The following is a 12,986-nucleotide window of genomic DNA, read 5'->3' on the forward strand; positions in this document are numbered from 1 at the left end:
TCCCCACTGTCGGGGACGGCGGAGCGGTCGCGCTCCGAGTGCTGTGCTGCTTCGGTGTCCATCGGATCCGAGCCTATCCGGCCGGTCCTGGACGCCGGAGGCGCGATCAGTTGTCGCGCTTCTCCTTGATCTTCGCGGCCTTGCCGCGCAGCTCGCGCAGGTAGTACAGCTTCGCGCGACGCACGTCACCGCGGGTGACGACCTCGATCTTCTCGAAGATCGGGGAGTTCACCGGGAAGGTGCGCTCGACGCCGACGGAGAAGGAGACCTTACGGACCGTGAAGGTCTCGCGGACGCCCGCGCCCTGGCGGCGGATGACTACACCCTTGAACTGCTGCACACGGGAGCGGTTGCCTTCGATGACGCGCACGTGAACGTTCACGGTGTCACCGGGGCGGAAGGCCGGGACGTCGCTGCGGATCGAGGCAGCGTCGACGGAGTCGAGCAGGTGAGACATGTTGTCTGCTTTCTTCGCTGATGCCACAGGTCATCAGCGGCATATCGGAGATGAAAGGGAGTGCTGATCACGTCGGACGGGCGTCGTTCCCCCTGTGGCAGGGGCGCACGCGGACGGACAGCAGCTGCTTATTCTTCCACGGCCTCGGGGTCCGGCCCAAATCGGCCGTCGGGCCCCGGCCGCCAGCCCAGGATGGAGAGCATCTCGCGGTCCTTCTTGTCGAAGGCCGAGGGGTCCGTGCGCGCGATCAGGTCCGGCCGGTGGGCGGCGGTCCTGCGCAACGCCTCGTCCCGCCGCCAGCGCGCGATCTTCCCGTGGTGCCCGCTCAGCAGCACGTCGGGGATGGTGCGCCCACGCCACTCCGGGGGCTTCGTGTAGACGGGCCCCTCCAGGAGGTCGGCCATCGCGCCGGGGGCGAACGAGTCGTCCTGGTGGGACTCGGCGTTCCCGAGGACGCCGGGCAGCAGCCGGGCGACCGCCTCGGTGATCACCAGGACCGCCGCCTCGCCGCCTGCCAGCACGTAGTCCCCGATGGACACCTCGTACACCGGCATCCGGGTCGCGTACTCGTCCATCACCCGGCGGTCGATGCCCTCGTACCGTGCCGGCGCGAAGACCAGCCAGGGCCGCTCGGAGAGCTCGACCGCGAGCGCCTGGGTGAAGGGGCGGCCACTGGGCGTGGGGACGACCATCACGGGGCCGTGCGCGCCCGCCTCGTACCCGTCGGCGAGCGCCTGGTCGACGCAGGCACCCCACGGGTCGGGCTTCATGACCATGCCGGGGCCGCCGCCGTAGGGGGTGTCGTCGACGGTGTTGTGGCGGTCGTACGTCCACTCGCGCAGGTCGTGCACCTGGACGTCGAGGACGCCGCGGGTACGGGCCTTGCCGACGAGGGAGACGTTCAGCGGCTCCAGGTACTCGGGGAAGATCGTGACGACGTCGAGCCGCATCAGGCCTGGTCCTCCGCCGAGTCGTCGCGCGTCGACACCACGACCGCCTCGCTGTCGTCGATCAGGCCCGGCGGCGGGTCGATGACCGCGCGCTGCTCCTCCAGGTCGATCGAGGTGACGATCTCCTCCACGAACGGGATCATCACCTCGCTGCCGTCCTCGCGCTCCACGATGAACAGGTCCTGCGAGGGCAGGTGCGTGATCTCCGTGATCCGCCCGATCTCCGTGCCGTCGGCAAGGACCACGTCGAGGTCGATCAGCTGGTGGTCGTAGAACTCCTCGGGGTCCTCGGGAGTCGCCTCGGGGTCGACGTCGGAGATCAGGAGGGTGTTGCGCAGGGCCTCGGCCGCCGTGCGGTCCTTGACGCCCGCGAAGCGCACCAGCAGCCGGCCGCTGTGCACCCGGCCGGTCTCGACGGTCAGCGGGCCCACTCCTGCGGGGTCCGTGGTCAGTACGGCGCCGGGCCCGAGCCGCAGCTCCGGCTCGTCCGTGCGCACCTCGACGGTGACCTCACCCTTGATTCCGTGGGCGCGGCCGATCCGCGCGACTACCAGCTGCACTCTCGTTCTCTCCTGTCCGTACCTGTTCTCGTACCTGTGTGTACGACTGTGTTCTCCCGGCAGAACTGTGCTCTTCGCCAGAACCGCGTTCTCCGGCAGAACCGCGTTCTCCGCCAGAACGGTGTTCTCCGGCAGAAACGACAGCGGGCCGGGGCGGGCCTCAGCCCTCCCCGGCCGCTGCCGGTAATGCTCTACTGCCTGATGCTCAGTTGGCCTGGTCCACGTCGACGAGGTCGACGCGAATACCACGGCCACCGATGGCCCCCACGACGGTACGCAGGGCGCGGGCGGTACGGCCGTTGCGGCCGATCACCTTGCCGAGGTCGTCGGGGTGCACCCGAACCTCAAGGACGCGTCCGCGACGGAGGGTGCGCGAGGCGACCTGCACGTCGTCGGGGTTGTCCACGATGCCCTTCACGAGGTGCTCAAGAGCCTCCTCGAGCATGCTCAGGCCTCGGTCGACTCAGCGGCGGCGTCAGCCGGGGCCTCGTCCGCCTTCTTGTCGGCCTTCTTCGCCTTCGGGGTGATGGCCTCGCCCTTGGCGTCGCCACCCTCGAGAGCCTTCGCGAAGGCGTCGAAGGAAGCGCGCTTGTCTTCCTTCGCCGCCGGCTGCAGCAGCGGCGCGGGGGCCGGAAGGCCCTTGTGCGCCTGCCAGTCACCGGTGAGCTTCAGGATGGCGAGGACGGCGTCGGTCGGCTGGGCGCCGACGGACAGCCAGTACTGCGCACGCTCGGCGTTGACCTCGATGCGCGAGGGGTTCTGCACCGGGTGGTACAGGCCGATCTCTTCGAGGGCACGACCGTCGCGACGCACGCGGGCGTCGGCGACGACGATGCGGTAGTGAGGCGAACGGATCTTACCAAGGCGCTTCAGCTTGATCTTGAGCACTGGAGTGGTCTCTCCTGGAATTGACGTGGTTGGGCACCACGGGATGTCGCGTGGGGTTGCGGTACTCGGAGTGCCCGATGGACGCGTCAGCCGGAGGAGAGAGGGGTCCTGTGCGGCTGTCGAGTACAGCTGTCCATTGTGCCACACACCTGCGACGCGCCGGTCCGCGGCCGGGGGCTCGATCGGCGGCCTCAGCTAACGGCGGCCACCACGTCCGGGATGCGGAAGGGCTTGCCGCAGCCGCCGCACACGATCGGGGCCTGGGCCAGCACCGAAGGAACGACGCGGACATTGCGCCCGCAGTCGCAGACGGCCTTGACCCGCACCCCTCCCCCCGACGACCCGTGCCGGGCGGCGGGGCCGCGGAAGGACCGCTTGGTGTCCGCGGCCGTGGCGACCGTGTGCGCCTTCAGCGCGCGGGACAGCCGCTCGATCGTGGGACGGTAGCGGCGCTTCGCCTCGGGGTTGAGCGCGACCAGGGAGAATCCGCTGCTGGGATGCGGCTCCTCCGGGTGGTCCAGGCCCAACTCCTCGGCGATCGCGAGGAATCTGCGGTTGTGGTAGCGACCGGCGCGTGAGGTGTCACGGACGCCGCGGGCTGCGGCGATGCCGTGGACTGCCTCGTGCAGCAGTCGTTCGAAGGAGAGAGCCGCGCCGCAGGCGGACGAGGACTCTCCGATCAGGGACTCGGGCGCGGCAAGATCGGGCAGCTCGGGGTGGTACCGCTGGATGTCGGCCCACGCCTGCGCCAGTTCTGCGGCGAGGACAGGTGGTGTCGTGCTCACGACGTGACAACGAGCCGGAGGGCCCCCGTGTTCCTATTCCGGGGCATCCCAAATAATTTGCACGTACCAGTCAGTTCCCGCTGATGCTTCCCGACGAGGGCGGGTGCGCCGATCTGCGGAGGACCCGCGCAGCTCGCGTCAAGCCGGTACGTATCCACGGGTACGCCCCCGGGCGTACCCGAACTGCCTGCTGGGGGCGGCGGTCGGCTCCCGTGGCACGTGCGCCGTCCGCAGTCCCCGCGCCGGTTCACCGGAACGGCCGTACCCGGAGGCGACAGTACCGGCGCCCCGGGGCCGGCCCCGCTCCGGCCGGGGCACGTCGGACAGACGCCGTACGGCCGTCCGCCCGTACGGGGGCGCGGCCGGGGCGGTCGCTGGGGGCGCACACACGGAGCGCACAAGCATTGCCCGCTGCCCACTGGACGTGGGAACGGATGCGGAGTTCCCTGACATACGGGGGGGATGTGCCGACGCGCACGCAGCACGGCCGAGGCGCACGCAGCACGGGGGTTGTCACACCAGGGCACGACCGACCTCTCGGCGGATTGGGGCGCTTTCGATGACACCGACGCTCGTCCAGCACCACCCGAACACGACCTCGCCCACTGCGGGCGCCCGCGCGTGTACGCGCGCGCGTGACTGGGCCGAGATCCAGGAACGGATGCTGGTTCCGCTCTACGAAGCGGTGTACGAGCGGCTTGAGGTAGGCCCTGCCACCCGGCTGCTCGGCCTCGACTGCGGCGCGGGCCTGGCCCTGATCGTCGCGGCCTCCCGGGGTGCGTCGGTCACCGGCGTCGACACCGATCCCGCGTTGATCGCGCTCGCCCGCGAACGGCTGGTCGACGGCGGGGTCGCCCCCGACGTGGCGGCCACCGTGGTCTGCGGCGCCCCCTCGGACGCCACCGGACCGGCTCCGTACAACCTCGTGACCGCCTTCGAGCCGATCGGCTGTGCGGCCGGCGACACCGACGGCCTCACCCCGGCCCTCGACGCCGCCGTGCCGCTGGTCGGCCGCGGCAGCGCGGTCGTCCTGACCGGCTGGGGCCCGCCGGAGCGTTGCACCACGTCGGCCGTACTGCGGGTGGCCTGTCGGCTCACCGACGCCCTGCGCACGTCCGGCGGCTGGCGGCCCTCGCTGCGGGACGACCTGGAGGACGTGGCGGCCCGGGCCGGACTCAAGCCGGACGGATCGGGGCGGGTGGCCTGTCCCTTCGGATACGGCGACATGGACAGTGCGGTGCGCGGGCTGCTGTCCACCGGCCTCTTTGATGCGGCGGTACGGGCGACCGATCCGGCGCAGGTGGAGAAGGAGCTGGCGGAGGCGCTGCATCCGCATCTGCGGGCGGACGGGACGGTGTGGATGCCGAACGTCTTCCGTTATCTGATCGCCCGCAAGCCGTAGCTCCCGCTCGAAGAAGGCGCCGCACTCCTCATAGAGGCGTCACGCGTCCGGCTTCGACAGGCGCGTGATGCCCGCCGCCCGGTACGCCGCCGCCTCCTCCAGGGTCTCGTTCTCCAGCAGCGCCCGGGAGAGGGCGTCCAGCTTGGGCCGGTTCTCCTCCAGGAGGCGCAGCGCGTCGGTGTAGCACTCGTCGACGATGCGGCGCATCTCGCTGTCGACCGCGTCGAGCGTCGCGGGGGCGGCAGACAGTCCGTACGCCTGCTGCGCATCGGACGGGATGGCGGTGAGACGGCCGACCCGCTCGCTCATCCCCCAGCGGCCGACCATTCCTCTGGCCAGGTTGGTGACCTGTTCCAGGTCGTTCTCGGCACCCGTCGTAATCACCCCGAAGACGACGTGTTCGGCGGCCATTCCGCCGAGCGCGCCGATGATTCTGCCGCGCAGGTATGCCTCGGTGTACGCGTACTTGTCGGCGTCCGGCGCGGAGAGGGTGACGCCGAGCGCCCGGCCCCGCGGCACGATGGTGATCTTGCGGACCGGGTCGGCGCCCGGTTGCAGCATGCCGAGCAGGGCGTGCCCGCTCTCGTGGTACGCGGTCCTGCGGCGTTCCTCCTCGGGCATGACGAGGGGGCGCTCCGCGCCGAGCTGGACCTTCTCCAGGGCGTCGGAAAGGTCGCTCTGGGTGACGGCGTCCTGTTTGCGCTTGACGGCGAGGAGCGCGGCCTCGTTGGCGAGGTTGGCGAGGTCCGCGCCGGTCATTCCCGGTGTCGTACGGGCCACCTGGGCGAGGTCGACGTCCTCGGCGAGCGGGATCACCCGGGTGTGGATCTTGAGGATGGCCTCGCGCCCTCCTCGGTCGGGCGGGCTGACGGTGACGACGCGGTCGAAGCGGCCGGGGCGGGTGAGGGCGGGGTCGAGGACGTCGGCGCGGTTGGTGGCGGCGATGACGACGACGCCCTCGGAGCCGGAGAAGCCGTCCATCTCGGTGAGGATCTGGTTGAGCGTCTGCTCGCGCTCGTCGTGGCCGCCCATGCCGGAACCGCCGCCGCGGGCCCGGCCGATGGTGTCGATCTCGTCGATGAAGATGATCGCCGGGGCGACCTTGCGGGCCTCCGCGAACAGCTCCCGTACTCGCCCCGCACCCACGCCCACGATCATCTCGATGAACTCCGAGGCGGACGCGGAGAAGAACGGAACCCCCGCCTCACCGGCGACGGCCCGCGCGAGCAGGGTCTTTCCGGTGCCGGGAGGGCCTGCGAGCAGCACGCCGCCGGGCATCCGGGCGCCCAGCTTCCGGTACGCCTGCGGATGCTTGAGGAAGTCGACGACCTCCGACAGCTCGCCCTCGACCTCGTCGATACCGGCCACGTCCTCGAAGGTGGTCCGCTTGTCGGCGGCCACCTCGACCGGCTTCGGCGGCGCCTTCCGGCCGAGACCGCCCATGCCACCGCCGCCCGTGCCACCGCTCATGCGCCGAGCGATGACCACCCAGAGGGCCACCAGGAGCAGCATCGGCGCGAGCGAGATCAGCAGGTTGGCGAGGAAGCTGCGCTCCTCGACGACCGGTTTGGCGGTGACGGTCACGCCGTCCTTGGTGAGCTCGTCCCACAGCTTGTCGTCGGCGAAGGCCGGCCGCTGGGTGACGAACTTGGTGTACTTCGCGTCCTTCTCACCGTCCGGAACGGGCTGTTCCTTCTTCAGCTCGCCCTGGATCGCGTCGCCCTTGGAGTAGATCTTGGAGACGTTGTCGGCCGTGACCTGCTTGCTGAACTCCGTGTACGCGACCGTGGGCTCGTCGCCCTCGTTGAAGAAGCCCAGCACGATGTTGGCGAGCAGATAGACGAGCAGCGCGGTCATCGCGAGCCTGCCCCAGCCGCCGGGCATCTTCTTCTTCTCGGGCGGCGGTGGCGGCGCACCCTCCGAACGCCACGGCTGGTCAGGGGTCTGGCGCGGCGGCACAGGGTTGCTCATATTCGGACGTTACGACACAAAAACGCCGCGGGCACCCTCGGAGGAGGGTGCCCACGGCGTCGTACGAAAGCTGCCTGACCGTCAGCCCATGAACTTCTTGAACTCGTCCGGGAGCTCGAAGTCCTTACCGTCCTGGCCTGCGGGAAGACCGAACGCGCCACCGTTCTGCGCGGCCTGCTCGCGGCGCTCGGCCTCCGCCTGCTCCTCGGCCTTGCGCTTCATCGGGTTGCCGCTCTTGCGCTTGCCCTTGGCCTGCTTGATCTGCTTCTTCTGCCTGCCGGGGCCGCCGCCCATCCCGGGCATCCCCGGCATGCCGGGCATTCCGCCGCCCTGGGCCATCTTCGCCATCATCTTGCGGGCGTCGAAGAACCGCTCCACCAGGTTCTTCACGGCGCTGACGTCGACACCGGAACCCTTGGCGATACGGGCGCGGCGCGAGCCGTTGATGATCGTGGGCTCGGCGCGCTCGCCCGGGGTCATCGACTTGATGATGGCCGCGGTGCGGTCCACGTCCTTCTCGTCGATGTTGTTGATCTGGTCCTTGATCTGCCCCATGCCCGGCAGCATGCCGAGCAGCTTGGAGATCGAGCCCATCTTCCGGACCTGCTCCATCTGGGCCAGGAAGTCGTCGAGCGTGAAGTCCTTGCCGCCCTTGGAGGACGACAGCTTGGAGGCCATTTTGGCGGCCTCTTCCTGGCTGAACGTCTTCTCCGCCTGCTCGATGAGGGTGAGCAGGTCACCCATGTCGAGGATGCGGGAGGCCATGCGGTCCGGGTGGAACGCGTCGAACTCGTCCAGCTTCTCGCCGTTGGAGGCGAACATGACCTGACGGCCCGTGACGTGCGCGATGGAGAGCGCGGCGCCACCCCGGGCGTCACCGTCGAGCTTGGAGAGCACCACGCCGTCGAAGCCGACGCCGTCGCGGAAGGCCTCCGCGGTGTTGACCGCGTCCTGACCGATCATCGCGTCGACTACGAAGAGGATCTCGTCCGGGCTGACGGCGTCGCGGATGTCCGCGGCCTGCTGCATCAGCTCCTGGTCGATGCCGAGACGGCCGGCGGTGTCGACGATGACCACGTCGTACTGCTTGGTCTTCGCGTACTCGACGGAGTCCTTGGCGACCGTGACCGGGTCGCCGACGCCGTTGCCCGGCTGGGGCGCGTACACGGCCACACCGGCGCGGTCGGCGACGACGCTCAGCTGGTTGACGGCGTTGGGGCGCTGGAGGTCGCAGGCGACGAGGAGCGGGGAGTGGCCCTGCCCCTTGAGCCAGAGGCCGAGCTTTCCGGCGAGGGTCGTCTTACCGGCACCCTGGAGACCCGCCAGCATGATCACGGTCGGGCCGGACTTGGCGAACCGCAGGCGGCGGGTCTCGCCGCCGAGGATGCCGACCAGCTCTTCGTTGACGATCTTGACGATCTGCTGGGCCGGGTTGAGCGCCTTGGAGACCTCGGCACCCGCGGCGCGCTCCTTGACCTTCTTGATGAAGGCCCGGACGACGGGCAGGGCGACGTCGGCTTCCAGCAGCGCGATACGGATCTCGCGGGCGGTGGCGTCGATGTCCGCCTCGGAGAGCCTGCCTTTTCCGCGGAGGTTTTTGAAAGTCGCGCTGAGGCGGTCGGAGAGGGTATCGAACACGGCGCTCGTTGGTCCTCGGAGTCGGGGGCGATGGGGTGTGGCACCCAGCGTATCGGGCCCGGGGCCGGACGAGCCCTGGCAGGTCGGTTTCGCCCGGCACGACCCGGTGGGCCGGGCGCCCGGTCAGCCCCTGTCCCCGACGGACCCTGCGCCCTTGTCCCCGCCCGACCCCGGCACCTCGTTGACCCGGTCCATGTAGGCGATCGCCTTCTGCCGGGCCTCGGGGGAGGAGAACGCCCCGCCGTGGCCGACCTTGTCGGTGACCGTGTGCAGGGCCTTCCCGCCGAGCTGACGTGCCACCCCGTCCGCCCACGCCTTGGGCGTCGACGGGTCCTGGGTGTTGCTGAGCAGCATCGCCGGGTGCGCGCCGCGGGAGGTGACCGGGGCGTCGGAGCCGGGGGCCGGGGCGGGGGCGCCGACGCACAGGGCGGAGTAGGCTCCGGCGTTCGTCGAGTAGCCGACGGTCGGTGCGGCCTGCCTGGCGGACGCCAGGTCTCCCCGGGCGTCCTTCGCGCCGGTGACTGCCAGGTCGAAGCTGGAGCAGACGATCGGGTCCGCGTACGGCACCTCCGGCGGCATCTCCTCGTCGCCCCCGGGGCCCCCGCCCTCCGGAGCCGGGTGCTTGCCCTCGGACATGTCCTTGAGGCCCTTGGCCGCCTCGGCGAACTGCCCGTTGCCGGTGCTCGTCTCCAGGTACTGCGTGACGGTGGCCTCCGACCAGGGCCTGCCGTTCAGGTTCCCGGGCAGGGCGCCGTCCCGCGCCTTCCGCTGGGCCTTCTTCAGGACCGACGCCGGGTCCTGCTTGTGCAGCACGCACTGGGAGTCGACGGCGCACCACCGGCTGAACTTCCGGTACACGGCCTCGCTCCCGGCGGCGGCCGTGGTGACGAAGTCGCGCCGCGACAGCACCGGGTTCATCACGCCTTCAAGGAGGGAGCCCGTGACGTGTTCCCCGAAGAGCCCCAGATACCGCTCCGCGGTGAGGGTGCCGTAGGAGAACCCGTACAGATTGATCTTCTTGAGATTCAGGGCCTGCCGCAGCACCTCGGCGTCCTTGGCGTTGCTGAACGCGTCGAGGTGGTTCTTGAGGCCTGCGGGCTTGGTGGCGCACTTCGCCCACAGGGTCTGCTGATTCGCCTTGAGCGCGGTGAATCCGGATTCCGTGACCGGCGGGAGGAGCGGCACCTTGAGCGCGTTCTCGGTCGGGCAGTGCAACTGTCCGCTCTGGCCGATTCCGCGCGGGTCGAGGGCGATGAGGTCGTAGGCCGGGAGGTTCTCGCGGAGCACGCCGAGTCCCATGGAGCCGGAATCCCCTGGGCCCGGCGGCAGGTTGAGGATCGTCCCCTTCTTCTTCGCCCGGTCCGCACTCTCCCAGCGGTACACCTGGAGGTCGGCAGTGGGGGAGTTCTTCTTCCCCCAGTCGACGGGTACGGTCAGCCGGCCGCAGGTGACGCCCTCGTTGACGTCGTCCGTCTCGCAGGCACCCCAGCGGATCTTCTGCCGGCCGAACTGCTCCGTACTCGCGCCCCGCACATCTGCCGAGTTCGCCGACGAGGCCGAATTCTTCGTGCCGATCGAGGAGGCGGTTTCCGGTGCCGCGCATCCCGCGACGCCGATGCCGGCGCCGGCCAGTGCGACTGTTACCAGGGAAATCCTGCGGTGCATGTAGAGAATGCCCTCCGTTCGAGAGACGACGGGCCGAAGCCCCGCGCCTCTCCCGTGCGGCGACCCCGTGGTCCGGATTTCGCCTTCGTACGGATTCCATACTCCCGACCGTCTGCGCGGTAACTCTCGCTCCGGCGAACGACGTTGGGGTGGCTCCCCCGGATGACCCACGCCCGGCGGGTCGGCCGGTGGGATGACCCGGGAGTCAGGGTTGTCACCCAGTCACCACCCTCCCCACCGCCCCGCTGCCGTCCGCCTCACCACCCCCTCATCACCCCGATGCCCCCTCACGGCCCCGCTACCGCCCCAGCGCCTCCCCCACCCCCCGTGCGACCTCCGCCGCCTCCCCCGCTCCCAGGGGGTCGCCGTCCGGGCCCGTCACGTAGAACGCGTCGACCGCGCTCGCCCCCAGCGTCGAGACGTGGGCGCTGCGTACCCGTACTCCCGCCGAGTCCAGCGCCCGGCCGATCCGGTGGAGGAGGCCGGGGGCGTCCTGGGCGCGCACCTCAAGGACCGTCGCGTGCCGGGACGCCGTCGGGGCGACCGTCACGCGCGGCGCGGGTGCCTGGCTCCTCCGCCGCCGCGTACGCCCGGCCGCGTACGCCGTCTCCCGCTCCGCCAGCCGGGCCGGCAGGTCCAGCGAACCGTCCAGCGCCCGTACGAGATCGGCGCGCAGCCGCGTCGCCTCCGGGAGCCCTCCGTACGCCGCCGCCACCCGCCAGTCCAGCAGCAGGACAGGGGCTGCCCCCGCCAAGGGGGGCTCCGCCGAGCGCAGTTCGGCCGCCCGCACCGTCAGCCGGTGCAGGGCGAGGACCCCTGCCACCGCCGGCAGCACCCCCGGCTGGTCGGGGACGGCGATCACCAGCTCGACCCCGAGCCCGGCGTCGCCCTCCTCCCGCGCCCGCAGCGTCAGTGCGGGGCCGCCGGTGCGGTGCGCCTCGATCGCCAGCCGTTCCTGCTCCGCGCTCAGCGCGACCGGTTCGGGATCCGGCAGCGGGTCTCCCGCCAGCACCGCCCCCACCCGCTTCACCAGGTCCGCGACGAGCGAGGCCCGCCACGCCGACCACGCCGCGGGCCCGGTCGCCCGTGCGTCCGCCTCCGTCAGCGCGTGCAGCAGCTCCAGCGTCGACGCCGTCCCGACCGCCTCCGCCACCGACCGCACGGTCGCCGGGTCGTCCAGGTCGCGCCGCGTCGCCGTCTCGACGAGCAGCAGGTGATGGCGTACGAGAGTGGCGACGACCGCGACGTCGGTCGCGTCGAAGCCGATCCGGGCCGCCATGTCGCGGGCGATGGTCTCCCCTGCCACCGAGTGGTCGCCGGGCCAGCCCTTGCCGATGTCGTGCAGCAGCGCGGCCACCAACAGCAGGTCGGGGCGGCCCACGCGACGGGTGAGGCGCGCGGCCTGCACCGCCGCCTCTATGAGGTGGCGGTCCACGGTCCAGGTGTGCACGGGGTTGCGCTGAGGCCTGCACCGCACCCGCTCCCAGTCCGGGAGCAGCCGGGTGACCAGTCCCTCCGCCTCCAGCGCCTCCCACACGGGCACCGCCGACTCCCCGGCCCCCAGCAGCGTGACCAGTTCCTCGCGGGCCTCGGCGGGCCACGGCACGGGCAGCTGCGGGGAGACCTTGGCCAGTTGCCGTACGGCATGGAGGTTGACCGGCAGCCCGGCCTGCGCGGCTGCCGCCGCCGCTCTCAGGGGGAGCACCGCGTCCCGTTCCGGCCGGGCGGTGCGGGCGAGGACCGCCTCGCCGTCCTGCTCCACGACCCCGTCGGCGAGCGGCGTCCGGTCGGGCGCCGGCCTGCCGCCGAGGAGCGCCTTGAGCCTCGGCCGTACGGAGCGGGACCTGAGCACGCGCTCGACCTCCCGCCACGTCACGTCGCTCGCGTACGACAGCGTGCGCCCCGCCTCGTACACCTTGCGCAGGAGTGCGTCCGCGTCGAGGAGGCCGAGTGCGGCGGCGACCTGGTCCTGCTCCTGGAGTGCGAGCCGGTCGGTGGCCCGTCCGGTGGTGAGGTGCAGTGCGTCGCGGACGTCGAGGAGGGTGCGGCGGGCTTCGGCGAGGCCCTCGCGCGGGGCGTCGGCGACCCAGGAGGCGGCGACGGCGCGCAGGGAGGTGGCGTCCCTCAGTCCGCCGCGCGCCTCTTTGAGGTCGGGTTCCAGGAGGTACTGCAACTCCCCTGCCCGCTCGGCCCTTTCCACGCCCAGTTCCCGCAGTGCGGGCAGCCGCTTCACCGCCTGGTTGCGCCAGTCGGCGAGGACGGCGGTGCGCAGGCCGGCGGTGAGGCCGAGGTCGCCCGCGACGTGCCGGGCGTCGAGGAGGCCGAGGTGGACCTTGAGGTCGTCGCCCGCGACCTTGCGGGCCTCGGCCGGGGTGCGCACGGAGTGGTCGAGGGCGATCCCGAGGTCCCAGACGGGGTACCAGATCCGGTCGGCGAGGGCCGAGACGGCGGCCGGCGAGGAGCCGTCGTGCAGCAGGAGCAGGTCGAGGTCGCTGCGCGGGGAGAGTTCACCGCGCCCGTACCCGCCGACGGCGACGAGTGCGGCGGAGCGCACCCCCGATTCGCGGGCGGCGATGCGGAACAGCTCCGCCACCCATTCGTCGGTGATCCGGGCGAGGCCGGAACGGCGCGGCGGCCCGGACCGCGACTCCTCCTGGAGGAGTCGCAGCC

General features: G+C 71.3%; 11 protein-coding genes. 1 reads left to right on the forward strand and 10 read right to left on the reverse strand.

The window, feature by feature from the left end; translation table 11 throughout:
• Positions 1 to 106: 106 nt before the first annotated feature.
• The 6 genes from rplS to ACWGIG_RS29060 all read right to left on the reverse strand — a co-directional run bounded on the left by rplS (position 107) and on the right by ACWGIG_RS29060 (position 3,640).
• Positions 107 to 457, reverse strand: a complete 351-nt coding sequence (rplS, locus tag ACWGIG_RS29035; protein ID WP_433545465.1) for a 50S ribosomal protein L19 — start codon at positions 455 to 457, stop codon at positions 107 to 109.
• A 128-nt stretch (positions 458 to 585) separates the two neighbouring features.
• Positions 586 to 1,407 carry a tRNA (guanosine(37)-N1)-methyltransferase TrmD gene (gene trmD, locus ACWGIG_RS29040; protein WP_453324654.1) on the reverse strand — a complete coding sequence of 274 codons (822 nt, stop codon included), beginning with the start codon at positions 1,405 to 1,407 and terminating at the stop codon, positions 586 to 588.
• Entirely contained in the window at positions 1,407 to 1,967 is a 561-nt protein-coding gene (gene rimM / locus ACWGIG_RS29045; protein WP_453324655.1) for a ribosome maturation factor RimM, read from the reverse strand. Before rimM ends, trmD begins: the two co-directional genes overlap by 1 nt.
• Positions 1,968 to 2,172: 205 nt before the next feature.
• Positions 2,173 to 2,412 (reverse strand): RNA-binding protein, encoded by a 240-nt coding sequence (locus ACWGIG_RS29050; protein WP_362416302.1) that lies wholly within the window; start codon positions 2,410 to 2,412, stop codon positions 2,173 to 2,175.
• Between the two features lie 2 nt (positions 2,413 to 2,414).
• On the reverse strand, positions 2,415 to 2,855 hold the full coding sequence (gene rpsP / locus ACWGIG_RS29055) for a 30S ribosomal protein S16 (RefSeq protein WP_362416299.1): 441 nt from the start codon (positions 2,853 to 2,855) through the stop codon (positions 2,415 to 2,417).
• A 191-nt stretch (positions 2,856 to 3,046) separates the two neighbouring features.
• Positions 3,047 to 3,640 carry a hypothetical protein gene (locus tag ACWGIG_RS29060; RefSeq protein ID WP_401595358.1) on the reverse strand — a complete coding sequence of 198 codons (594 nt, stop codon included), beginning with the start codon at positions 3,638 to 3,640 and terminating at the stop codon, positions 3,047 to 3,049.
• Between the two features lie 559 nt (positions 3,641 to 4,199).
• On the opposite strand from ACWGIG_RS29060, the gene ACWGIG_RS29065 reads away from it, so the two are divergent.
• Positions 4,200 to 5,042, forward strand: coding sequence for an SAM-dependent methyltransferase (locus ACWGIG_RS29065; protein ID WP_453324656.1), 843 nt, complete (start codon positions 4,200 to 4,202; stop codon positions 5,040 to 5,042).
• Between the two features lie 39 nt (positions 5,043 to 5,081).
• Here the strand turns inward: ACWGIG_RS29065 and ftsH are convergent, their stop codons facing one another.
• From ftsH to ACWGIG_RS29085, 4 genes are all read right to left on the reverse strand, one after another.
• Complete coding sequence (gene ftsH, locus ACWGIG_RS29070; RefSeq protein WP_453324657.1) at positions 5,082 to 7,013, reverse strand: ATP-dependent zinc metalloprotease FtsH; 1,932 nt, start codon at positions 7,011 to 7,013, stop codon at positions 5,082 to 5,084.
• A gap of 81 nt (positions 7,014 to 7,094) precedes the next feature.
• On the reverse strand, positions 7,095 to 8,651 hold the full coding sequence (gene ffh / locus ACWGIG_RS29075; RefSeq protein WP_453324658.1) for a signal recognition particle protein: 1,557 nt from the start codon (positions 8,649 to 8,651) through the stop codon (positions 7,095 to 7,097).
• 123 nt (positions 8,652 to 8,774) lie between these two features.
• Positions 8,775 to 10,316, reverse strand: a complete 1,542-nt coding sequence (locus tag ACWGIG_RS29080) for an alpha/beta fold hydrolase (protein ID WP_453324659.1) — start codon at positions 10,314 to 10,316, stop codon at positions 8,775 to 8,777.
• Between the two features lie 298 nt (positions 10,317 to 10,614).
• The gene (locus tag ACWGIG_RS29085; RefSeq protein WP_453324660.1) at positions 10,615 to 12,984 is read right to left on the reverse strand and encodes a [protein-PII] uridylyltransferase; all 2,370 of its coding nucleotides are present in this window, start codon (positions 12,982 to 12,984) and stop codon (positions 10,615 to 10,617) included.
• Positions 12,985 to 12,986: the final 2 nt, after the last annotated feature.

It is taken from the genome of Streptomyces sp. NPDC054863 (assembly GCF_053610825.1).

What these genes read in the sequence shown, in the direction of transcription:
- rplS (WP_433545465.1), bottom strand. Translation starts at nt 457, where the DNA reads ATGTCTCACCTGCTCGACTCCGTCGACGCTGCCTCGATCCGCAGCGAC.
- ACWGIG_RS29080 (WP_453324659.1), bottom strand. Translation starts at nt 10,316, where the DNA reads ATGCACCGCAGGATTTCCCTGGTAACAGTCGCACTGGCCGGCGCCGGC.
- ACWGIG_RS29065 (WP_453324656.1), top strand. Translation starts at nt 4,200, where the DNA reads ATGACACCGACGCTCGTCCAGCACCACCCGAACACGACCTCGCCCACT.
- ftsH (WP_453324657.1), bottom strand. Translation starts at nt 7,013, where the DNA reads ATGAGCAACCCTGTGCCGCCGCGCCAGACCCCTGACCAGCCGTGGCGT.
- trmD (WP_453324654.1), bottom strand. Translation starts at nt 1,407, where the DNA reads ATGCGGCTCGACGTCGTCACGATCTTCCCCGAGTACCTGGAGCCGCTG.
- ACWGIG_RS29050 (WP_362416302.1), bottom strand. Translation starts at nt 2,412, where the DNA reads ATGCTCGAGGAGGCTCTTGAGCACCTCGTGAAGGGCATCGTGGACAAC.